The sequence below is a fragment of the Epilithonimonas pallida genome (assembly GCF_900182975.1).
In the GTDB taxonomy this organism is placed as follows: Bacteria; Bacteroidota; Bacteroidia; order Flavobacteriales; family Weeksellaceae; genus Epilithonimonas; species Epilithonimonas pallida.
Genome location: NZ_FXUO01000002.1, coordinates 321,327 through 345,773, shown reverse-complemented (window position 1 = coordinate 345,773; position 24,447 = coordinate 321,327). Strand labels below are relative to the sequence as shown.

Here is a 24,447-nt window from a genome sequence, read left to right as displayed (position 1 = left end):
TTTCAAGTTATTTTAATCTAAAATTAAATTCGCTGAGAATCGCTTAAAAAATTTTATTTGAACCTTGATCAATTATAGACAAAATAAAAACCGACAAAAATTTGTCGGTTTTATAATTTATGTTGAAAAGTAAATTTCTATTTGTTAATGGCAGCAACTCCCGGAAGTTCCAACCCTTCTAAACTTTCCAGCATTGCTCCTCCTCCTGTCGAAACATAACTCACTTTATCAGAATAACCGAATTGTTTCACGAAAGCAACACTGTCTCCTCCACCAACTAATGAGAAAGCTCCCAATTTTGTCGCTTCAGCAATACTATCACCCAAAGCTTTAGTTCCAGCAGCAAAATTTGACATTTCGAAAACACCGATTGGACCGTTCCACAGGATTGTTTTAGAATTTAGCAAAACATCGTTGAAAATTTCTCTAGATCTAGGACCTGCATCCAAGCCTTGCCAATTTTCCGGTATCTCTCTGATACTGCACTCTTTTCTGTTAGAATCATTATTGAAATCATCAGCTATAATAACATCCGTCGGAAGATAAACTTCTACATTATGTTGTTTTGCTTTAGCTAAAATTTCTAGAGCAAGATTCAATTTATCATCTTCAACAATGGACTTTCCAATTTTCCCTCCAAGAGCTTTGATAAATGTAAAAGACATTCCACCTCCTATGATCAGGTTATCAATTGCCGGAAGAATATTTTCTATTATTGTAATTTTTGTTGAAACTTTAGAACCTCCAAGTATCGCAGTTACAGGCTTTTCACCAGATTTAAGTACTTTATCAATAGCAATCAATTCTTTTTCCATTAGTAAACCGAAAAATTTAGTAGAAGGAAAGAATTGAGCAATTACGGCTGTAGAAGCATGTGCTCTGTGAGCTGTTCCAAAAGCGTCATTAACATAAGCATCACCTAATCTTGAAAGCTTTTCAGCAAAGGCTTCATCACCCTTTTCTTCTTCATTGTGAAAACGTAGATTTTCCAATAACAAGATTTCTCCCGGCTGAAGTTCAGCTGCTGCTTGTTCTGCCCTCTCTCCTACCGATTCTTCAACAAATTTTACTTCTTTACCGAGAACTTTAGAAACTTCTTCTAAAACATGCTTAAGAGAGTATTTGTCATTCACTTCACCTTTTGGTCTACCAAGGTGAGTCATTAATATTACTGAACCACCATCATTAAGGATCTTATCTACAGTTGGTTTTACAGCCGTAATCCTTGTATTATCAGTTACATTAAGATTTTCATCCTGAGGAACATTGAAATCAACTCTTACTAAAGCTTTCTTGTTTTTAAAATCGAAATCCTTTATTGTTTTCATTAAATTTTTATTTGAGGTTTTTAATAGAGGTTTTTAATAGAGATTGAAAAATTTCCTCTCTTTGTTTCACAAATTTAAAACTTATTCCCTCCTTTCGGAAATTTTATTCTCAAAAAAATTCCACAAAGTCAATTTACAATCATAAACAACTTCTTTTCTTTTTTTTAAAAAAATAAGATTGTAGTATATTGTTGTAGACGAGAGTTTGCGGATAACTAAATTGTAAATATTTCATCACAGGAATTAATTCTTAATCAATAAGAATTCAACATAATATTTATTTTGATTTTCAGTAAATTAAATACATTACTAACAATTGTTTATAACTCCAATATTTTATGAATATTTAAAACTCTAATGCGGATAAAAGAAGCAAATATGAAATAAAAGTTTTCCAAAATTTTTGATCAAACATTTTTAGAAAATCTGCATTACAAAATTTGATGAATTTTAAAAGAAAAATTTAATAGAAGTTTTCCACAGGTTTTCTAACAATTTTTAACATTGTATTATCTAATAATTAATAATTTTAAAAATTGTTTGTTTTTTATATATCATAATACAAATTATATTGATGTATAATTAATCATTATAAGTTATATTTATTAATGGTATTAAAATATCTTACCAACAATTGCAAAATATGTAGTAATTTTATAAATAAATAATTCAATCACTAACCTATTCGAACTAACAATTGATAAATATTAAATAAATAAAAATGAAAAAGATAGCATTAGCCGCGGATCACGCCGGTTTTGAATATAAAGAAATTATTAAAAAATATCTTGAAACTAAATATGAAGTTCAGGATTTTGGAACCTACTCTACTGATTCTGTAGATTATCCGGACTTTGTGCATCCTGCAGCATCATCTGTTGAAAACGGAGAAAACGAATTAGGTATCCTTATTTGCGGAAGCGGAAATGGTGTTCAAATTACCGCAAACAAACATCAGAAAATAAGATGTGCGCTTTGTTGGATGCCGGAAATTGCTTCTCTTGCAAGACAGCATAACGATGCGAATATGATTTCTATTCCTGCGAGATTCATTTCAAAAGAATTGGCTATAGAAATTGTAGATAAATTTCTCACTACTGATTTCGAAGGAGGGAGACATCAGAAAAGGGTTGATAAAATTGCATTTTGCTAAATATAGGGCTTACATTTTTGTAAGTCTTTTTTTTGAAATTAAATGGAAATTCATATTATTAATAAAGTTGTATCTTTGCAGAGCATTTCACAGAGAATGTTCTTTCTCACGAAACCATAAATTAATATAAAGGTTTCCAAAACTCCCCTATTTTTATTATATATTTATTGAATAAAATAATCCGATTATGGATTATTATTGTTGTTGATAAATGATGTTGAATTATAATTATAAACAAATGAAAAACAAAAAACATACAAGTCATAAAAACGAACAGAAACTCCTCGATTTAGGAAGAAAAATCCTTCGTTTTATGAATCAGAAAACTTCCAAAATCTATAATTACAAACAGATAGCGGAAGGTATAGATTACAAAAATCCAAGACAAAGAGAACTGGTAATTCAGGCGCTTCACAGGCTTTTGGCTACTCAGAAAATTAAAGAAACGGAAAAAGGAAAATATATTGTCAACCTTAATGTTGAAGGAACTTTGGCAGGGACAATCGATTTTAATCAATCCGGAAACGCATATGTAAAAGTTGAAGGTTTGGAAGATGATATTTTTATTCATCAGAAAAATGTAAAAGATGCATTGCAAGGTGACAAAGTGCTTATAATCACCTACAATTATAAAGGGAAAAAATTGGAAGGTTCTGTGGTAGAAGTTCTGGAACGTGCAAAAGAGACGTTTGTCGGAACTTTCCAGAAAATTCCTGAAAAAGATTTCGGTTTTGTGGTTTTTGATAAGAAGGTCATCAATACAGATATGTTTATTTCCAGAAATCATTTCAATAATGCGGAAGATGGTGATAAAGTTGTTGTCAAAATGCTGAAATGGGATACAAACAGCAAGAATCCGGAAGGCGAGATTGTTACCGTTCTTGGCGCTCCCGGAGAACATGAGACCGAGATCCATTCCATTCTAGCCGAATATGGACTACCTTATAATTTCCCACCGGAAGTAGAACACGATGCAGATAAAATTGATAGGAGCATTAATGATGAAGAAGTGGCTAAACGCTGGGATATGCGTGATATCTGCACCTTTACGATAGACCCGAAGGACGCAAAAGATTTTGATGATGCCCTATCCATTCAGAAAATGGAAAACGGCCTTTGGCAGATTGGCGTTCACATTGCGGACGTTTCGCATTATGTAAAGCCCGGAACCATTTTAGATGACGAAGCTTATGCAAGAGCGACTTCGGTTTATCTGGTGGATAGAGTAGTTCCTATGTTGCCTGAAGTTTTAAGTAATGATGTTTGTTCACTGCGTCCTAATGAGGATAAATTTACTTTTTCTGCTGTTTTCGAAATGGATGACGAAGCGAAAATCCACAAACAATGGTTTGGCAGAACGGTCATTCATTCCGATAGAAGATTCACTTATGAAGAAGCTCAAGAAAGAATTGAAACCCAGCAAGGAGATTTGACTGAAGAAATTCTACAATTGGATAAATTGGCCAAGATAATGCGCCAGGAACGTATCAGAAATGGTGCGATTACCTTTGACAGAAGTGAGGTAAGATTCAATCTGGATGAGGAGAGCAATCCGATTGGGGTATATTTCAAAGTCAGTAAAGATTCTAATCATTTGATTGAAGAATTTATGTTATTGGCGAATAAAAAAGTATCCGAATTTGTTTCATTAAATAAAAGAAAGGAACCAACCGGGAATACATTTATTTATCGTATTCATGACGATCCGGATCCGGCAAAGCTGAAATCACTTCAGGAATTTGTTTACACTTTCGGATACAAAATGGATTTGGCAAATACTAAAAAAGTGGCTGAATCTTTGAATAAATTACTTAGTGATGTCAAAGGAAAAGGAGAGGAAAATATGATAGAAACTCTGGCGATGCGAAGTATGAGCAAAGCCGTTTACTCTACAGATCCGATTGGACATTACGGACTTGGCTTCGATTATTATACGCACTTTACATCGCCCATCCGTCGTTATCCGGATTTGATTGCCCACAGATTATTGCAACATTATTTAGATGGCGGAAAGTCGCCTAACAAAGAGGAAGTAGAGGAGAAAGCAAAACACTGTTCAGCAATGGAGCGTCTGGCTGCAGATGCGGAAAGAGATTCTATCAAGTTTATGCAGGTCAAGTTTATGGAAAATCACATTGGGGAAGTCTTCTCAGGCGTAATTTCCGGTGTTGCAGAATATGGCTTCTGGGTAGAGATTCCTGAAAATGGAGCAGAAGGTATGATTAAATTGAGAGATTTGGTTGATGATTCCTACTCTCTAGATGCGAAGAATTATGCGATTGTAGGTTCCAGAACTGGAAACACTTATCAGCTTGGTGACAAGATAAAAATTAAAGTTGTAAAGGCTAATTTGATCGCTAAGCAACTGGATTTTAAGATTATTTAGTTATTTACATTAAGAATTATTAATTTTGAAAAAAATTCAATACTATGAAAAAAATACTACTCCTTTTTACTCTATTTATTCATGTTATATTTTATTCTCAGTGGATAAAGTTAGGATTAGATAAGAAAAATGTAACTTCTATTTCAACAAATGAAATAACACCTACCATATTTGCCGTTGCAGATGGAGCTTTGTATAAGTCTAGTAATCATGGCGACACTTGGAATTTATTATCACTAAATAATTCAGGAACGATCTATTATGCTCAGATTGATAAAATTAATGAATCTGTGTATATAGGAACCTCTAGAGGGATTTATAAATCTGTTGATAATGGGATAAGCTTCAATCCTATAAATAATGGTCTTCCAAATAATTTTGGAATTTACCCTTCTGTTTCAAGAATACTTGTAACAGATAATGAACTTATTATAAATGTAAGTGGAAGCGTTTATAAAACTGATAAAAATGTAATAAACTGGACAAATATTCAATCTAACCTGTCTACCGGGAATATTACCGATATAGACTTTTACAATAATGTATACTACTTAACCTTTAATTCACAACTATATAGTAAAGTAGGAAATGGAAATTGGGAGCTAATCACAACAAATCCTAATTGGGCTATTAGTGCATTAACAATTCAAAATAATTCTTTCTTTGTTGCTGTGTATAATGGATGTGGTTCTGTGATTCATAAGTCTAATGATTTTGGACAAACATGGACAAATATTTCTCCATATGTTCATTTTTGTAGTCCAACAACAATTTTTGGATACAATAATGTTTTATATTTAGGGGGGACATATGGTGGATATTCTAGTGGTAATTATGGTCAGGATTGGTCGGTAACAACTCCAGCAATAATATTTGAAAAATATGGTAACTGGATATTAGCAGGCAGAGATTATAATACAGGTAATGGTGAAGGAGGAGCAATATATAGATATTTTGATACTAACTTATTGTCTACAAATGAAATTGATTTCAAAGAAATAATATATCCTGTACCAACAAAAGATTATCTATACATTTCAAATCAGAACAAAGAAAATAAGACTGTTAGTATTTTTAACCTAGAGGGGAAAAAAGTAATAGAAAATTCATCCAAAGACTCTAAAATTTCCCTTAATCTTACACATCTTCCAAAAGGTGTTTACATTGTTGAAATTCTAACCAATCGTAAAAAAACGACACAAAAGATTATTAAAGAATAAGTTAGAAATGCAATAGACAAATATTAATAAATTTTAAACTCTGAAGTAATTTTACTTCAGAGTTTTTTATAAAATCATATATTCTAAGTAAGAAAAATCAATTTTGATGAAATTTAAACATTGCTTTAAATTATAAATCTCTATTTTTACAGCCGGTTCTGAAATTTAAAATCGAATGCTCGAACTCATTTTATACGCTATCGGATTAGGAATAATGCTCAGCTTGGTCTTTATCGGTCCCATATTTTTCCTGTTGATAGAAACAAGTTTTTCCCGTGGTCCAAGGCACGCTTTGGCCCTGGATTTAGGGGTGATTTCTGCAGATATTCTCTGTATTGTGGTCAGTTACTATGCCAGCGCGGACTTAGTCAATCTTATTGATAAACATCCCGGGTTTTACAAGATATCGGCATTTCTGATTTTCATTTATGCTCTTTATATGCTCGTTTCTAAGACAAAAATGCATATCGAAGGCGAAGAAAGATTAATCAATCAGAATTATTTCAAAACCTATTTCAATGGATTTTTACTCAATCTTCTTAATATTGGCGTCGTACTTTTTTGGCTGGTTACGGTGATATCCGTTAGGAATGCCTATCCAAAAGTTCAGGACTTTGTTTTTTATATCGCTATTGTTATCGGAACCTATTTGTTAATTGATCTTTTCAAAATCCTTTTGGCAAAACAGTTTCATTACAAACTTAATCAGAGAGTTGCGAACCAGATCAGAAAAGGCGTTGGAATTATTCTTATATTCTTCAGTATTTTTATTTTCTTACAAAGCTTTAAAAAGTTCAATAAGTTCGAAGAAAAATTAGAAAAAGCAGAAAAGCAACAACCGAAGATTAAGTAAAAATTTGGGTGCCTTTATCCGTCCTTAATTCCGCTTTATCACTCTGAAGCTCTCGAAGAAGCCATTCGTATCGGGTTTCGCTTTGCAAAGTTGAAGATTGTGTCATTAATCTACATCAGTCCTTAAGGCGCCTTTGCTAACAAAAAATATTTTCAATAAATTCAAAAAATCTTTGCGACCTTTGCGTTAAATCAACATCATTAATCAACACAAATGCAAAACACAACTTTCCCAAAATCTTTGAAAAAAGGAGATAAAATTGCAATCATTTCCCCGGCTGGTTCTGTTGAGATCCCGCAATTGGACAAAACTTTGGAATTAATCAGGATCAAAGGTTACGAACCTGTTTTAGGCGAAAATCTCTACACAAAATACCAAAATGGCTATTCTTATGCCGGAACAGAAAAACAACGAATCAATGATATCAACTGGGCTTTAAACGATCCGGAAATTTCTGCAGTCTGGGCTTCAAGAGGTGGTTATGGCTGCCAGCATCTTTTGCAGGAGTTGAAACTGACAGAATTCAGGAAGAATCCTAAATGGTATATTGGTTATTCTGACAACACGGTGATTCAAAGTTATCTGTTGAAAAAAGGTTTTGCTACTATCCACGGTCAAACCATAAAAACTTCCAGCTTTGGCGTTACAGAAGAAAGTTATGAACTTATTTTTGATATTCTGAAAGGCAAAAAACCTAATTATAAAATTGATTTAAATCCGAATAATAGAGTAGGAGAGGCTTCCGGAATTTTGGTTGGTGGTAATCTCGCTTTGGTTTATGCACTTTTAGGAACTCCATATACATTTGATTTCAGAGATAAAATTTTGTTTATCGAAGATATTGGTGAAAATTTTTATGCGCTTGACCGAATGATTATGAGTCTTGAACTAGTGGGAGCTTTCAACAAAATCAAAGGATTAATTGTTGGCGGAATGACCAATATGGGAAAAGAAAATGAGAACAAAGAATACGAAGAATCCTTCGATTCATTCGCATATCAATTGATCGCAGACAGGGTTTCCAAATATGATTTTCCAACGGTTTTTGGTTTTACCAACGGTCACATTTTTGATAACAGGCCTTTGATAATCGGTGCGGAAATCAATCTGAAAGTTGAAAAAAATGTTCTAGTAAATTTCAAAATCTCTTAATTTCAAATTTTTGATACTGGGAAATGGCTGACCACAATGATTTTGGAAAAATAGCGGAAGACCTTGCTGTTGATTTTTTAATTAAGAATCACTATAAAATTTTAGCGCGTAATTTCCGTTATCTGAAAGCTGAAGTTGACATTATCGCCGAGTTTGAAAATCAAATCATCATTGCTGAGGTAAAAGCCAGGAATACGGATATTTTTCTGGAACCTCAGGAGGCTGTTAACAAAAAGAAAATCAAACTGTTAGTTTCTGCCGCCAATTATTTTATCGAAGAAAATAATATTAATAAAGAAGTTAGATTTGATATTATTTCTGTCCTTCCTAATCAACAAAAAACTTTGGAAATCCATCATATTATTGATGCTTTCCAAAGTTTTGAAATATGATTTTTAGGTTGAAGTTTTTTTAAATCCTAATATCTTGAACCTTTAATCTACTATTTTATCTCCACACATCCAACTCTTCCGCCTGCGTTTCCGGTCGGTTGTGTATGAAAATCATCAACTCCGGCATGGATAACAATCGCTTTTCCAATAATATTTTTCATAGGATCGTCACAACCAAGACACCATTTATCAGTGGTAAAAACCAATCTTGCCTGGCCATCTTTCTTAGCGTCTAAATTGCCGATATCTCCCATATGAAAATGCTCTGTGTCCCATTTTCCATGATCATCTTTGGAAGGATTCCAGTGCCCGCCGGCAGATGAAGCATCAGTTGCACTACAATTTCCAAACTCGTGGATGTGAACAGCATGAAGTCCAGGTGTTAATTTGAAAACGCTAAGATCCATTTCAACTTTACCTTTTTTTTGTATGAAAGTTGCCGTTCCCTGGGTTTCTGTGTGAGATTTTGGACGAATAGTGTATTGTTTTGATACGGTTTTGCAGGAAGCTAGTGTCAAACCAGCGATTCCAATTAGTAATAAGTTTTTCATAAGATAGTTTATTATTGATTTCTGATATAACAAATTTAAAGCCAATATGGTAAAGAATTGTTTTACGTGAAACATTAACGGTTCGGTTAGCAATATCAACGGTTCGGTCATAATTAATTTTATATTATTATGGGCTGAAATATCTTTGAACCAAAATTAACATTATGAAAACTCAAAGCAGAATTTTCACACTTTTTTTTCTTTTGGTTGGTATTAGCATCTGGTCACAAATTACCATTTCCGGAAAAGTCACTTATAAGAACAAAGCGTTGAAAGACATCAGCGTAACGCTTAAAGATACGTATGATGGCGCAACTACCGACGCAAATGGAAATTATTCTTTCACAACTACAGAAACAGGAGATAAGACTTTGGTTTTTTCCGGGAAAGATTATGATGAGGTTGAACTACCTGTGAAAATTGAGGGAAAAGATATTGCGATGAATGCTAATCTGAAGGAGCAAATCAGTGAAATCAATGCAGTTGTGATTACTGCAGGAAGCATAGAAGCCAGCGATAAAAAACGTGCGACGGCATTACTGACGCCTTTGGATGTTTATACAACAGCCGGCGCTAATGGACAGATTTCCTCAGCTTTAGGCTATTTGCCGGGTGTTCAGAAAGTAGGAGAAAGCGAAGGATTATTTGTGAGAGGTGGAACAGGCGCCGAAACCAAAATCTTTATAGACGGCAATCTGGTCAATAATTATTTTACCAATTCAGTTCCGGGAATTGCTGGTAGAGACCGTTTCAATACATCGTTATTTAAAGGTAATGTGTTTTCAAGTGGTGGATATTCAGCAGTTTATGGACAGGCGTTGTCTTCTGTTCTGATTTTGGAAAGTGTGGATTTGCCGGATACAACGTCGTTTGATTTCGGTGTTTCTCCGATTTTTCTAAGTGCGAATTATCAGAAACTAAATCAGGAAAAAACAGCTTCCTGGGGCGTCGCAGGTGGTTATTCGAATCTTGGATTAATGGGAAAATTATTCAACTTTAATACTGATTTTGACAAATATCCGCAAGGTTATGGATTTGATGGAAACTTCAGAATCAAAACCAAAAAAGGTGGTTTTATCAAATATTATGGAAGCATTGATGAAAACAAAATGGCCGTTGGTTCTGAGAGCCTGGAGCAAGATTCTGACAGAAACATGGTCAGTCTGAAAGGGCAGAATATGTATCACAATTTATCCTACAAAGAAAAATTCGGAAAGTATCTTTTGAATATCGGAACATCTTACACATACAATTCCAATGACCTGAATTTTGCGACTTTTCTTAATGATGTGCAACAATCTAATACGCCAATCAATAATCAATCAAATTACATCAACGCCAAAGCAGTTGTTGAAAGAAAGATCAACAGAGCAAGCATTGTGAGAGCTGGTTTTGAATTAAATAATGCGGATGAAACGATGAAGTACAGCTCTTTTGAAAGAGATTATAAAGATTTGATTTCGTCAGCTTTTGCGGAAACCGACTTGATATTTACTAATAATCTGACGGCAAAAATTGGGGCGAGAACAGAACATTCTTCTTATCTCGGAAAATGGAATTTTTCGCCAAGAGCAGCTTTAGCTTATAGGATTTCCAAAGACTGGACAACTTCTTTCGCTTACGGGATATTCTATCAGAATCCGGAAAGTAAATATCTTTACAGCAAGAATTTTGATTTCCAGAGAGCAGACCATTATATATTTCAGGTTCAAAAGAATTCTGACGGAAGAAATTTGAGATTCGAAGCGTTTTATAAAGATTATAAAAGTCTTATTAAAACAAAATCTTATATCTCAGATAGCTTAATGACCAGTAATCAAAATCAATATTATCAAATTGCCAATAGCAATAATGGTAAAGGCTTTGCAAAAGGGATCGAATTGTTCTGGAGAGATAAGAAAACCTTCAAAGACATCGATTATTGGCTGACTTATTCCTACCTGGATTCTAAAAGAAATTTCTTAAACTATCCTTTTAGTTTAGCACCGAATTTTGCTTCGAAACATACATTCAATGCCGTTGCTAAGAAATTTGTGATGGACTGGAAAACAGGATTTAATTTATCTTACACTTATTCGAAAGGAAGACCTTATTATGATTTGGTTTCAGAAAATGGAGAGAATATCGTTCGTCACCAAGGAAAGCTGAAAGATTACAGCGGACTGAATTTCAGTATCAATTATGTTCCGAGTGTTGGGAAGAAAGATTCAAAGTCATTTACTGTATTTGTTTTGAGCATTAATAATATTCTTGGAAATAAAAATATTTACGGCTATAATTATTCTGCGGATGGAAACAGTAGAACGGCCGTTAGACCACCTGTTAATACGTTTGTTTTTGTAGGAGTATTTGTAAGTTTCGGGGTTGATAAAACGAATGATGCGATTAATAATAATTTGTAATAATTAGAAGAAAGAAAATAGAGAAAAGATAAAAGACTTACATTCGAATGCCTATCTTTTAAAAGGATATTATTTAATTTTTTAAAGATATATTATCTCGCAGATTAAGCTAATCAAGCAGATTTCTTAACTTATTAAATCAGCTAATCTGTGAAATCAGCGAGAATTTTAAATAAACAACAGTTCAGTAATCAAAAATAACAGTTCGGTAGAATAAAATTTCAACAAATAAAAAGTCATCCTATCTTTGAATCAGAAATTTAAAATAACAAACAAAAAAATATTCAAAATGAAAAAATTAATCTTAACAATCAGCCTTTCTTTAATTGGATTTACAGCCTTTGCTCAGACTGCATTTGAAAAAGCAATGACAGAGAAAATCGCCAAAGTAGAAGACCACAAAACGCCGGATGAATTCACTGCTTTAGCTAATGATTTTGACAGGATTGGAACCAAAGAAGCCAAAGAATGGTTACCGTATTATTATGCTGCATTTGCAACGATTCAGAAAGGCAGAATCCTGATGCAGTCCGGTAAAACCAACGAACTTGATCCTGTTGCGGCTGAGGCAGAAAAATATATTGCTAAAGCAGAAGCACTTAGTCCCAACAATGCAGAACTTTATATCCTGAAAAAAATGACAAGTGGGCTAAGAATGATGGCTGACCCAATGTCCAGGTATATGAGCGAAGCGCCTATTGCGCAGCAAGCATTGGCAAAGGCGCAGGAACTGGATCCTAATAATCCTAGAATCACTGTTTTGCTTGCGGAGGATGCTTATTTCACACCGGAGCAATTTGGTGGAAGCAAGGCAAAAGGTACAGAATTATTCAAAAAAACTATTGAGCAGTTTGGAACCTATAAGTCAAAAACATCTCTTGACCCAAAATGGGGAAAAGCAGAGGCAGAATATTTTCTAAGCCAGAAATAAAACACAACATTCATATTTATCAAGTTCCTTCGTTTTTAGCGAGGGAATTTTTTTTATCCCAAAGTCTCCTAATGCGTCAAAAGTTGTCGTGATTTAAAAATTTTTATTTTGCCGAGGTTAAAAGAGTTGGTTTTCAAAGTGTTTAGCGGTATTCATTTAACATAATATGTAGGTTTGTATATCCTTTGTATAACCTTTGTTCGATAGTGGTATATCTATTCTATATCCGTTGGTTATCCTATGTTCGATGTTCGTTCGATAATTAGTTGTTTAGGATGATCTTAATAAGACCAGCGATTTAACATAATAAAATACATTAAAAAATATTTTAAAAGTTGTTAAAATGTTATTATTTTAGCAAATAATAAAAAAACATGAATGTGATAATAAAGCGACAAGATTTGTCGCATAACAATGCTATTGTTGCATTGTGAATAATAATCAATAACCAAAAAAGAAAACTCAAATTATGAAAAAACTCTTCATAAGCATGGGAATGCTGGCGATAAGCCTTTCCTATGCCCAAAAGGTCAGCTGGCAGAAGAATATCGACTCCGGGACACAGGATTTTCTTTCCGGACTGGCGGTTACGATAGATGGACAGTATTTAGTTTCGGGATCATCTATTCAGACCCTTCGACAAGTTCAGGGTGACAGCTCCGGCTCAACTGCCGTAAATCCATCATCAACCCACAATCAAAACAAAGGCTACGATTACCATATCCTCAAGCTGGACCAGCAGGGCCAAAAAGTTTGGGAAAAATATTTCTCGGGTAATCAACATGATTATCTCAGCGCCACCGTTTCAACCAGGGAAGGTGGCTTTTTGTTGGCAGGGACTTCGTATTCGTCTTTAGGATTGGATAAAAAAGATAAATCTAATGGCTCTTCTGATATCTGGCTGATTAAGATCGATGAGAATGGAGAAGAACAGTGGCAGAAAACCATCGGCACAAGATACAGCGAAGAAGCGAGAAGTGTGACTCAGACCACGGATGAAGGCTACATTGTTGCAGGCTCTACCAATCATCCAAAATCAGGTTACGGCTCCAAAGATGTTCTGGTGATTAAGCTGGATAAGAAAGGCAGGATCATTAGTCAATTGATTCTGGGTGGCAAAGGTCTGGATGAAGTGGAGAAAGTGATCCCGACGAAAGACGGCGGCGTCTTGATGGGGATCTATTCCAGAAGCGGCGCTATTGGGAATGATGAATTATCAATGATTAACGATAAGCGGTCAATGATCAGCAATTCTTCGACTCTGGTCAACGTTAAAAATGGTTCAGTTCAAAACAATGGAGATGCTTCGGCTGCGCTCAGCATGACAAATACTCAATCCGGCAATAGCAGCAATGTCATCCTGAGCGGAGCCGAAGGATCTGTTAATTATTACCCCAAAACCAGCAACAATTATGGCGAAGGTGATTACTGGATTGTTAAGCTGGATAAGAATGCCAGTGTCCAGTGGGAAAAGAACTTCGGGGGCAGTGAAGATGATCATGTCCGAACAATGGCATTGACGGATTCGGGTTACATCATTGGTGGCGAAAGCCGCTCAGAAACCTCGGGCAATAAGAGGGCGAAGCTGGAGGAAGGGACAGACCTTTGGGTATTGGCTTTGGATGAAGACGGCAACGAGCAGTGGCAGCACTCTTACAACTTTAAGAACCGGGATGTGATGATGTCCTTGAATACTATCAGGCATCACAATGTCATCCTGAGCGGAGCCGAAGGGTCTCAATCCGTCAAAGGCTTTTTGATAGGTGGCTACACACAGTCGGAAGGAAAGATTGAGAAGAATGATGAGACGTTCTGGATGCTTTACATTGACTGGAATGGGAAAGAAGTGTGGCGAAAGTATGTGGAAGGCAGGGACAAGAAAAAGGAAGAACGTTTGACATCCGCATTACTGAACAGGGACGGCTCTTATATCCTGGCAGGAACAAGTGCAGAGGAATTGGGGAAAGAGAACTGGAAGGTGGTGAAGCTGGAGGATAAACAAATTGAAGACCTGATGGAGAACAGGGACATTCAGATCTACCCGAATCCTGTGAAGGATTACTGTTATGTGGAGATCGGGCTGGACTTCGAGAGTGCGGATGTTTATGTTTATGATATGACAGGGAAAGTGATCCAAACCTTTAATACCAAAAACAGGGTGACGAAGATCGATACGAGTAAACTTCCACAGGGTGTTTACATCATCAAAGCGAGTATCCCGACCCAGCAAAACAAAAAACTAACTGCTAAAATCGTGAAAGAATAAAACACTATGAGAAAGATAATTACATTAAGCATTTTTATGTACGTTCATTCATTTCATGCACAACAAGATCCAAGCGTCCAAAACCCTATAGGCATAAGCAATACAGCATCACCCAATGTAGCAGGGTTTATGCGGTTCCAAGAGTCTCCGATGAACTATTATAATGGAAGGAGTGTCTTTTCTATACCTATTTATGAAATCAATGTGGGTGGAATAAAATACCCCATTTCACTAAACTATGCCCAAGGGGGAATACAGGTCAACAGCATGGCTTCGGATGTTGGGTTGGGTTGGAGTCTATCTTCTTGTTTTATAAATCGCACGATAATAGGAGACCCCGACTTAGAAACTGTTATAGACACAAATCCCGACCAACAAAAAACTAAATATGGGTATTTTAAATATTTAAATACCGGTGTTTCTACAAATCATCCAAACATTGATTTTTTTCCTGATATATTCAAATTTGTCTCGCCAACAACTAATAGTATTTTTTACTTTAAAAATAAATATGAAGTAATTGATCTGAATCAAAAAGAATCTCATATCGGGTGGAATACATCTATAAAATCCTATAATTATCTAAAAAATGATGATGACTCTTGGATTAATAATAATATAGACATAGAAGATTATGAAAAGTTTAATCTGATAACAAAAGATGGATTGCAATATTTTTTTGAAGATAAAGATATTACCCATAGTTTTTCAACAGATGGCAATTATGATCCTCATCCTAAACAATTTGGTAGTATTAACGGGACTTATCCAAGAGTAAGTTCTTGGAATGTGACTAAAATTCTTAACCTAAATAACAATGAAGAAATTAATTTTATTTATGAAGACTATTCTACAGAAAACTCTAATTATATAAATGAGATTTTAAATAATCATTCATATTATAACTATGAATCATTCATTCCTAAGCAATCTACAGATCTTTACGGATGGCCAATATATTTTCAACAAGTTCTTGGTGGAAATGATTTTCTAAAGTTTTATAATCGTTTACTGAATGTTAAAAGAATAAAAAAAATCACATTTAGAGGAGGAAGTGTAGATTTTATATATGATCTAAATCGAGATGACATTGTTAACGGTAAGGCTCTAACAGGCATAATTATAAAAGATTCGAAGGAAAATATCATAAAGGAATATGAATTTAAATATGATTATTTTATTTCTGATCCGGAAAGAAGATCTATTCAAAATTTTTTTGAGAAACGTTTAAAACTTATTTCTTTTAAGGAAAAAGGTCATAATCAATATCAATTTGAGTATTATGAAAATAATAAATTACCCCCTATTGGAACCAATAATTCCCAAGATTTTTTTGGTTATTATAATTTTGGAATAAATGATAATTCCAAGTACTATTACTATCCAAACAAAAAAGAGTTTAGTATTTTACCTTATAATTTATTAAATGATAATAACCATTATGCCTTACAAACGGGTTATGGTAAAGAGCCTAACGATTTATCCATAACATGGTCATTAAAAAAAGTTACATTACCTACAGGTGGTAGCAATACTTACGTATTAGAAAGCAATACTTTTAATCTTTGGGGCAATACTTTAAAAGGGGGAGGAACAAGAGTCAAACAACAGATTATCGAAGAAAAAACGGGTGGACAAAAAAGGACAATTAATTACTATTATAACAAAGATGCAAATACCACAAGTGGATATTTATTTAACGTTCCACAAGCTGGCTATCCTGCTTCCATTCTATTTCCAAAAACCGATTTAAATCCTAATCTTAGTCATTATAATAATCCTAGTAATAATGTTAGTCTTAAAGATTACTTTTTTATTTACAGTAATGCTAGGATAAATTATGATATATTAAACAATTTTTTTATTGGTTATTCTAAGGTAGAAGAAAATGAAGATGGAAAAAAAACTATATATGAATATAGTAATGAGGAAGAGCCTAATATTCAAACCAGATCTTTTTCTCCTTATCAATCTTTGACTTATTATGATAAAATTGCTATTGGAGAGTTTCTGATATCAAATAGCAGCTATGGTAATGATTTTTATATAGATAATAGTTATAAAAGAGGTAAATTAAAATATACATATTATTACGATAAAAACAATTACTTACAAATGAAAACGGAAAACATTTATGGTGGATACCTTGGTGTTGAAACAGAAAATTTACCAAATCGCCATTATGTTTACGGCAGTGCAATTCACAAATCATTAAGTGATGTATATTTTGAATTAATGCAGTTCAAAAAATCTTACAATACTACATATAATAATCTGATATATACTAAGACTACAAAGTATCTTCCTTCAGGAAATGTCGAGGATGAAAGCTATTTTTACTATGATAATAGCAATCAGAACCTTACGGCATTAGCTCATAAAATTGGAAATGGTGTTACCTATCCTAACCTGGATGTAAAAAAATATTACTATCCGGGTGATATTAGAAACAACGCCTCTTCTTTTACAGCTGATATGTTTCCTGCTGGCAACCTTATGGATTTTAATAAGAATAATGTGCCTGTGCTCACTCAAAGTTACACTGGTGAGATCAATCCTGCCAACATAGGTTATATTGCACCTTGGAAAATGACTTCACAATCCAAAATCATATTCTCTAATAATTCCAATACAAACAATATGATTATGCCAACACAAGCTATGACCGCAATTGGGCAGGATGCTTTCTATGAAGTTGGCAAGTTTGACCTTTATGATGATAAAGGTAATCTGCTTCAATCCACCAAAGATGGATTGTCGACCACATATATATATGGATACAAACAATTGTACCCGATTGCTAAGATAGTTGGAGCAACATATGATCAGGTAATGTCGGCGATGGGAGAAGTACCCACAACAAATACGTCATATTTAAATCTTAATATTGTCAAAAAATCTGATCTAGACAAGGATCAGACTACAGAAAATGACCTGATCACCGCTTTAGATTCATTCCGGAAAGAAGCTAACTTGGCAGGATATGCTGTCACTACATTCACTTATAACCCATTGGTAGGAGTTACTTCTGTCACACCACCTTCCGGAATGCGGGAAGTTTATGTATATGAAGCGGTTACCAATAAGCTGAAAGAAGTGAAAAGAATGGAGAAAGATGCCAGCGGTAATGATGTTTACAGAACTCTGAAAGAGTACGAATACCATTACAAACCTTAAAAACACTAATTATCATGAAAAGAATATTTTTGATATCAGGATTGTTGTCTTTAGCGATAAACCTGAACGCACAGACATCTACGGAGAATTATATATTGTCTACGACATATCTTAATGAGAATAAGACCAAAAAAGTCCAGGCTATACAATATATGGATGGTCTTGGCCGACCAAAGCAAAGCATTGCCATAAAAGCCAATCCCAATGGTAAAGACATGGTAATTCCTGTTGAATATGATAACTATGGCAGAGCGGCGAAAAGCTATCTGCCATTGCCAGTCAATTCTCTTAATGGTAACATCCAGCCAATTGCCGGTAATGATATCAACGATTATTACAATACGCTCTTTGGGAATGTGCCGAATGCCTACGCTGAGACAGTGTTTGACGATTCTCCATTAAACAGGGTAAAAGAATCTGCTTTTCCCGGAGGAGACTGGAAAAAAGGAACAACGGGCCAGACAACCCCGCCAAATACCGTAAGATACGATTATGACACCAACTCCTCACAGGACGGAACCATCAAAAAATATACTTCACCTACCGGAACACCGGACTCATATGCTTACAATGAGCTTTACAAATTCAGGACAACGGATGAGGATGGAAATGAGACATATACATTCCAAGATAAGCAGGGACACACGATCTTAAAAAGAAAAATTAATAAAAAGCTGGAGGACAATACTGAGGAAAAAATTGATACCTATTATATTTATAATAAATATGGTCAGCTCAGATACATCATTCCACCGGAAGCGGCGGCTATAGCATCAATGCATTATGGCAATCAAAGAGACCTCTGCTACGAATATGAATATGATAGTAAAAACCGCCTTATAAAAAAGAAATTGCCCGGTAAAGACGAAGAGTATATGGTGTATGACAAACAAGACCGCTTAATCTTCTACCAGGATAGCAAACTCGCTTCTGTCAATAATTCTTTTGGTGCCAAAGGCTGGCTTTTTACCAAGTATGACCAGTTCAACAGGGTAGTCTATACCGGTTTTGTCGCAAGCAATGATGTAAGAAGCGTGGTACAGAATATTGTGAATACCAGCAGCAGTGCTACCAATAACGAATCCCGAACGACAACGCCTTCTAGTTATAACGGGCAAGACCTTTACTATACCAACAATGCTTTTCCTACGGTAATCACAACATTACTTTCTATCAATTATTATGACACTTATCCTGTTGGCGCCCCTTCCGCTTCTTCACCAGTGTTGGGACAAGCCATTTTAGGGCAGAATGCCCAAACCTTAAGTATTAGTACGAAAAGTTTCCCCACAGCCAGCTTTGTTAAAAATATAGAAGACGATAGTTGGACCAAAACCTATACATGGTATGATACAAAAGGGAGAATCATCGCATCACAGACCAAGAACCATTTGGGAGGCTTTACCAAAACGGAAAATGAGCTGGACTTTGCAGGACTTCTTAAAAAGAAAGTGACGAAGCACAGCCGCAGTAATCCTACTACGCCAAATGTAACTGTAGAAGAAACCTTCACCTACAATACCCAAAATTACCTGACCAAATATGAACATGAAGTAGTTGGACGGTCACCCAAAGAAACACTTGCAGAATATACCTATAATGATCTGGGACAGGTCATAGAAAAAAAGGTGGGCGGGACAGGTGTACCTCTGCAGACCGTTAACTACAAGTACAATATCCGTGGCTGGCTGACCGATATCAATGATATTGCCACTGCAGAAACAACCGATGACCTGTTTGCCTATAAAATCCGTTATAATGACCGGCAGGGGCTGGAGACTCCCAATGTTAATTATCCCGAGTACAAGGTAAAACCAAGATACAATGGGAATATAGCAGAAGTGGACTGGTATGTAAAAGACGAGGTATCCTCATCAGAACCTTACCGCTACGGCTATGTCTATGACAACCTGGATAGGCTGAAGGCAGGCTTTTATCAGAATCCCGCAGGACGTGCAAGAGGCGATAATCATGAGATTATAGAAGAATATGACCTGAACGGTAATATCAAAAAATTAAAACGTTTTGCAAGAAAGCCGAAAAGTACTATTGCTTTAAAGATCGATGACCTGACATATAACTACAGTGGAAATAAGGTAACCAGTATTACAGATGCGGCCAATAACACCAGCGGCTACGAAGGTGGTGGAGGAACGATACAATATGACACTAATGGTAACATGACCGTAATGCCGGATAAAGGGATTACCGGTATCAGTTATAACTTCCTGAACTTGCCCACGTTGGTAAGCCAAAGAGGTAATGAATCACGATACACTTATAGGGCAGACGGCACCAAGATAAAAAGAGTCTTTACGCTGAACAATGCTACAGGCAGCACCAGCACCACTACGGAATATCTCGGAGGCTTTCACTATACACCTTCCAGCCCTATTGCTATGGGAAGAGCGCTGGCAGAGACTGATGACGGCACCCTTGCGGTAAGGACTGCGGCACAGGAAGAGATCTTTATGGACTCCAGCCTGCCGGATCCCGAGGCTATAGGTAACATCGCGCAGCCCCAGATAGTAATGGGATTATCTTTTTTCCCAACGGCAGAAGGCTTTTATGATTACCAGAATAAGAAGTATATTTACCAGTACAAAGACCAGATTGGTAACGTAAGACTGAGCTATGCCAGGAATGCAACGACCAATGAGCTAGAGATAATTGACAGGAACGATTATTATCCGTTCGGTCTGAACATTTTGCAGGGAGCAGAGTTTAGTGTGAATGGCAGTCCTTTGAACTACAAGTTCCAGGAGCAGGAGTTGCAGGAAACCGGGTTTTATAGTTTTAAATGGAGAAACTATGATCCTACTATAGGGAGATTCTTTAATGTAGATCCGTTGAGTGAGAAGTATGCTTACCAAAGCCATTATAACTTCTCAGAAAACAGGGTAGTGAACTCTCGCGAGATAGAAGGTCTTGAGGCATTTGATAATGATGAAGATGCGAATGAGAGTGCCAGGGAAAGAGGTTTAGATAGTAATGATTATTACTTGGAGAAAAATGATAGTGGGGGAGTCGATCTCATACAGAATATTGAAGAAGTTGTAATAACACAATCATTTAACTGGGATGATTTTTGGGTTGGCGTTGATTTAGGGCTGGATTTAGCATTTGCATATTTGAATATAGAAACTGATACAGACGAAGATTTTGACTTTAATTATAAGATGGGAGGAGCCGAACGTGGTTGGGAAGCAACAGGAAGAGATTATGAAGGGATGGGAGATGATCTATTAAGAGATGGTGATCGTGTCCATGCATATAATATGGATGATTTCTTGACGCCTACGCCTAGTCCTAATGGGTTTCCCGATGGGTTTGGGTATAAGTTTACTTGGGGGTTTTCTGCTGGTGCAGAATCCTTTAAAGATGTTATGGATTTTGCGGATAGAATGGGAGATAAGCCAGGGGACACACTTGTAGATGTTGAAGCTACAAAAGTAGAACCATATGGAGACCATGGTGTTAAGCTTGAAGATACTATAATATCAGTAACTGTAGAAAAAAATGACCTTAATGAATATGGTTATGGCAATAATCCGGCTATTAGAGAGCAGGTTGATGAGGCACTAAATCATAAAAAATAAAGAAAGATGAGAATACTAATTTTTATACTAATAGTTTCATTATGTGTTAGTTCCTGCAAGAAAGATATATATACTGTGACAAAGGCAATGGGGAACTACAATGTAGTAATCACCTATAAAAAAGATATGCCAATCCGTTCTATTTCGTACGATAAAGTGACAAAGAAAAAAATGTTTGATTTTTACTACAATGTTAATGGAGATATGATATATGCTAATATATACTATAATAATGGAAAAATATTTAATACTCTTAAGTTAGATTCTTTACCCAATCGTTATGCTTGTAAGATATATTTTCAAAACGGGATTTTAGCAGGTGAAGGAAATGTTATTAGAAAATATTATAAGAAGCATTATAAGAAATCTTTAAAAATAGGACCTTGGCTCTATTATAAAGAAGATGGATCTTTATATGCTTATGCTGAGTTTGCTATTCACAAGAAAACGGAAAAAGAAGTGCTGATAGATAAAAAAATTATCCCAAAGGAGGTTCGTATTATTAAAAAAGACGGAAAGCTAATAAATGTAAGTAAAATCTAGACACTTCGATGGTAAATGTTCCAAACAAGTTGGTAAATAAAAATAGTAATCTAACAAATGAGTTGGTAAATAAAAGCAGTATTGAATTTCAATACTGCTTTTTAGGAGATTACAATCAAGACTTTGACTTTAATTATAAGATGGGAGAAGCAGGGCGTGGCTTGGAGGGCACTGGCCGAGACTATGAAGGTATGGGTGATGACCTTTTAAGAGATGGTGATCGTGTACATGCCAATAACATGGATGATTCTCTGGCGCCTACGCCTAGTCCTAATGGGAGTGGTTTTGCGTGGGGCTTTTCTGCGATTGCAGAGGCATTTAAGGATTTTTTGGATTTTTGGAGATAAGGTCAAGCCGGATGATTCTATTGGACAACCAATTCAATATTGGGATCCAGATGGAACTTTAAAAGACTCCACAATTTATGCCCCCGATCATGATATTTTACAAGATAGAGTTGAAAATGCATACGAAGAGTCCAGTAAAAATTATGGCAATTATTATTGGAATCATTGCGAAGATTGTGTAGGGCACGATAAGTAAAAAAATAAATTAACATGATCATAAAAACAAAAAAACTTAGGTGTACAAGATATTTTAATTTAATCTTTTTTCTTCTATTACTTATATGTTGTGAAAAAAAAGAAATCAGGAAAAAAACTTTTTCCGAAAACTTGTCTTCTGCTTTGAATTTGAAAAATTATAAAATAGATACTGTAAAAATTAATGACTCAATTACTCAGTTAAAAGGACAGAATGCACAATTCAAAATTTCAGGAAAATTACTCAATGGAAAACAAATAGGTTGGTGGACTATTAATGAAAAAAACACAGATAGTCGCATTAATGCACAATATATTATGATTGCAAAAAATAAGAACTTTTTGAATCAATATATAGTATATGCAAATAATCGTTTATTAAAATTGGGCAGCAAGTTTTATTTGACTAAACTTTCTGACGGCAAAATAAGCTATATTTTCAATATGCCAACTAAACCAGCCACCAAAATAGTGATGAATAATTTTTATTATGGATTTGACCTAAAAAGTAAAATTCCAGTCCATCCAAGAAGGGAAAATAATGCTTATTATATTGATGTTAAAATACCCCCAAATGCTAAAAGAATAAAGGGCTATTTTGTACAAGCTGAAAAAGTGCCTAGTGGCTACGCTCTGAATAGTATATATACTGTAGACTCCATAAAATAAATTAATAATTTGAAAATATCTGAACTTAAGCAACGAAAAGTCATACATCGTCCTACAAGGGATTTTGATTTGGAAGGTAATAGAATTTATGAAGAATTTGAATACTTTTCAAAGTTTAATCCAGATTATAAAAATAGTGGACTGGAAAGACTAGGTGCTAAACTAATTGATTTAGCTGTATTTTTTCCTCTTCTTTATTTTTTTATACAAAATGCGATTTTCAGTATAACTGTAGCTATACTATGTGTTATAATCTACGGAAGCATATTAGAACATATTGTAGGAAATACATTAGGTAAGAATATCTTTAAGATTTGCGTGATAGATGATTATGCACAAAGTCCAGATTTAAAGAGATCATTCAAGAGAAATTTTTTATGTTTAATAAATTTATTTCCTTATTTTCAGGACAATCTGGATCGATTTGGCGTATGGGGTATGAGAATGTATTTTAATATGAGCTTTAATAATAAGATCAGCAAAACATACATAGTAAAAAAACATATATTAAAAAAGTTAAGGCAAGAAATAAAGAATATTGAATAGTTGCCTAGATTATGAAGGTATGGGCGATGACCTTTTAAGAGATAGTGATCGGGTATATGCCAATAATATGGATGATTTTCTGGCGCCTACGCCTAGGGTAACGTTCCAAACAAGTTGGTAAATAAAAATAGTATTGAATTTCAATACTATTTTCATAGAAATAAGATAGGAAAATAAAGTTTGAAATGGTATTGTAGATAGCCAGAACAGGAGAAATTAGAAAAAAGGCTATCTAATATATTGAGAACAATAACAGGTGTTCGAGATATGTTGGTGAATTATAACCGGTCATGGATTACAAATCCGCACCGTAGGTTTTTTTACTAAAAGAATACTAAAAAAACTAACTTCTGATGAATTAGAGTAAGCTTCCGCCAAAGTAGAATAAGCTTCTGCTAAAATAGAATAGCCTTCCGCTAAAGTATAATAAGCTTCCGCCAGAATGAAACAAGCTTCCGCCAAAGTAAAATAAACTACCGCTAAACTATAATAAGCTACTGTCGAAATGAAACAAACTACCGCCGAAATAGAATAGCCTTCCGCTAAACTAAAATAATCTTCCGCCAAAATAGAATACCAAATATTTACCCAAATAGCGCGGATTTATAATCCGTGCTATTTTATTTTTTATAGATTTTATAACTTGATACAAATAAGAAGCATACTGAGGCACTGGAAATATAAACCACTTGGCCTCTGCTCGCAAACAAACTTCCTGCAAACTTCTGGAGTTTTAT

General features: G+C 34.9%; 19 protein-coding genes. 16 read left to right on the top strand and 3 right to left on the bottom strand.

The window, feature by feature from the left end; all coding sequences use genetic code 11:
* Positions 1–137 precede the first annotated feature (137 nt).
* Positions 138–1,328, bottom strand: a complete 1,191-nt coding sequence (locus QOL71_RS04795; protein ID WP_283415829.1) for a phosphoglycerate kinase — start codon at positions 1,326–1,328, stop codon at positions 138–140.
* A gap of 721 nt (positions 1,329–2,049) precedes the next feature.
* On the opposite strand from QOL71_RS04795, the gene rpiB reads away from it, so the two are divergent.
* The 6 genes from rpiB to QOL71_RS04765 all read left to right on the top strand — a co-directional run bounded on the left by rpiB (position 2,050) and on the right by QOL71_RS04765 (position 8,484).
* Positions 2,050–2,481 carry a ribose 5-phosphate isomerase B gene (rpiB, locus tag QOL71_RS04790; protein ID WP_283415828.1) on the top strand — a complete coding sequence of 144 codons (432 nt, stop codon included), beginning with the start codon at positions 2,050–2,052 and terminating at the stop codon, positions 2,479–2,481.
* 238 nt (positions 2,482–2,719) lie between these two features.
* Complete coding sequence (gene rnr, locus QOL71_RS04785) at positions 2,720–4,867, top strand: ribonuclease R (RefSeq protein ID WP_283415827.1); 2,148 nt, start codon at positions 2,720–2,722, stop codon at positions 4,865–4,867.
* A 44-nt stretch (positions 4,868–4,911) separates the two neighbouring features.
* On the top strand, positions 4,912–6,087 hold the full coding sequence (locus QOL71_RS04780) for a T9SS type A sorting domain-containing protein (RefSeq protein WP_283415826.1): 1,176 nt from the start codon (positions 4,912–4,914) through the stop codon (positions 6,085–6,087).
* 175 nt (positions 6,088–6,262) lie between these two features.
* Positions 6,263–6,940 carry a LysE family translocator gene (locus QOL71_RS04775; RefSeq protein WP_283415825.1) on the top strand — a complete coding sequence of 226 codons (678 nt, stop codon included), beginning with the start codon at positions 6,263–6,265 and terminating at the stop codon, positions 6,938–6,940.
* A gap of 213 nt (positions 6,941–7,153) precedes the next feature.
* Complete coding sequence (locus QOL71_RS04770; protein WP_283415824.1) at positions 7,154–8,092, top strand: S66 peptidase family protein; 939 nt, start codon at positions 7,154–7,156, stop codon at positions 8,090–8,092.
* A 23-nt stretch (positions 8,093–8,115) separates the two neighbouring features.
* Positions 8,116–8,484, top strand: a complete 369-nt coding sequence (locus QOL71_RS04765) for a YraN family protein (RefSeq protein ID WP_283415823.1) — start codon at positions 8,116–8,118, stop codon at positions 8,482–8,484.
* 50 nt (positions 8,485–8,534) lie between these two features.
* Here QOL71_RS04765 and QOL71_RS04760 read toward each other — a convergent pair whose 3' ends face one another.
* Positions 8,535–9,035 carry a superoxide dismutase family protein gene (locus QOL71_RS04760; protein WP_283415822.1) on the bottom strand — a complete coding sequence of 167 codons (501 nt, stop codon included), beginning with the start codon at positions 9,033–9,035 and terminating at the stop codon, positions 8,535–8,537.
* 164 nt (positions 9,036–9,199) lie between these two features.
* Here QOL71_RS04760 and QOL71_RS04755 point away from each other — a divergent pair, with 164 nt between their 5' ends.
* The 10 genes from QOL71_RS04755 (at position 9,200) to QOL71_RS04710 (ending at position 23,831) form a co-directional block, all read left to right on the top strand.
* Positions 9,200–11,437 carry a TonB-dependent receptor gene (locus tag QOL71_RS04755; protein ID WP_283415821.1) on the top strand — a complete coding sequence of 746 codons (2,238 nt, stop codon included), beginning with the start codon at positions 9,200–9,202 and terminating at the stop codon, positions 11,435–11,437.
* Positions 11,438–11,726: 289 nt separating this feature from the next.
* Positions 11,727–12,368 (top strand): tetratricopeptide repeat protein, encoded by a 642-nt coding sequence (locus QOL71_RS04750; RefSeq protein ID WP_283415820.1) that lies wholly within the window; start codon positions 11,727–11,729, stop codon positions 12,366–12,368.
* Positions 12,369–12,837: 469 nt separating this feature from the next.
* Complete coding sequence (locus tag QOL71_RS04745) at positions 12,838–14,634, top strand: T9SS type A sorting domain-containing protein (RefSeq protein ID WP_283415819.1); 1,797 nt, start codon at positions 12,838–12,840, stop codon at positions 14,632–14,634.
* A 6-nt stretch (positions 14,635–14,640) separates the two neighbouring features.
* Positions 14,641–17,811: a hypothetical protein gene (locus QOL71_RS04740; RefSeq protein ID WP_283415818.1), complete on the top strand. Its 3,171-nt coding sequence runs from the start codon at positions 14,641–14,643 to the stop codon at positions 17,809–17,811.
* Positions 17,812–17,825: 14 nt separating this feature from the next.
* The gene (locus QOL71_RS04735) at positions 17,826–21,410 is read left to right on the top strand and encodes a DUF6443 domain-containing protein (RefSeq protein WP_283415817.1); all 3,585 of its coding nucleotides are present in this window, start codon (positions 17,826–17,828) and stop codon (positions 21,408–21,410) included.
* Between the two features lie 6 nt (positions 21,411–21,416).
* Positions 21,417–21,953 carry a hypothetical protein gene (locus QOL71_RS04730; RefSeq protein ID WP_283415816.1) on the top strand — a complete coding sequence of 179 codons (537 nt, stop codon included), beginning with the start codon at positions 21,417–21,419 and terminating at the stop codon, positions 21,951–21,953.
* 8 nt (positions 21,954–21,961) lie between these two features.
* On the top strand, positions 21,962–22,300 hold the full coding sequence (locus QOL71_RS04725; RefSeq protein ID WP_283415815.1) for a hypothetical protein: 339 nt from the start codon (positions 21,962–21,964) through the stop codon (positions 22,298–22,300).
* A 210-nt stretch (positions 22,301–22,510) separates the two neighbouring features.
* Complete coding sequence (locus QOL71_RS04720; protein WP_283415814.1) at positions 22,511–23,164, top strand: hypothetical protein; 654 nt, start codon at positions 22,511–22,513, stop codon at positions 23,162–23,164.
* A gap of 9 nt (positions 23,165–23,173) precedes the next feature.
* The gene (locus QOL71_RS04715) at positions 23,174–23,710 is read left to right on the top strand and encodes an RDD family protein (RefSeq protein WP_283415813.1); all 537 of its coding nucleotides are present in this window, start codon (positions 23,174–23,176) and stop codon (positions 23,708–23,710) included.
* Positions 23,703–23,831 (top strand): hypothetical protein, encoded by a 129-nt coding sequence (locus QOL71_RS04710; protein ID WP_283415812.1) that lies wholly within the window; start codon positions 23,703–23,705, stop codon positions 23,829–23,831. Before QOL71_RS04715 ends, QOL71_RS04710 begins: the two co-directional genes overlap by 8 nt.
* Positions 23,832–23,998: 167 nt before the next feature.
* On the opposite strand, the gene QOL71_RS04705 is transcribed toward QOL71_RS04710, so the two are convergent.
* Positions 23,999–24,277 carry a hypothetical protein gene (locus tag QOL71_RS04705; protein WP_283415811.1) on the bottom strand — a complete coding sequence of 93 codons (279 nt, stop codon included), beginning with the start codon at positions 24,275–24,277 and terminating at the stop codon, positions 23,999–24,001.
* Positions 24,278–24,447 lie beyond the last annotated feature (170 nt).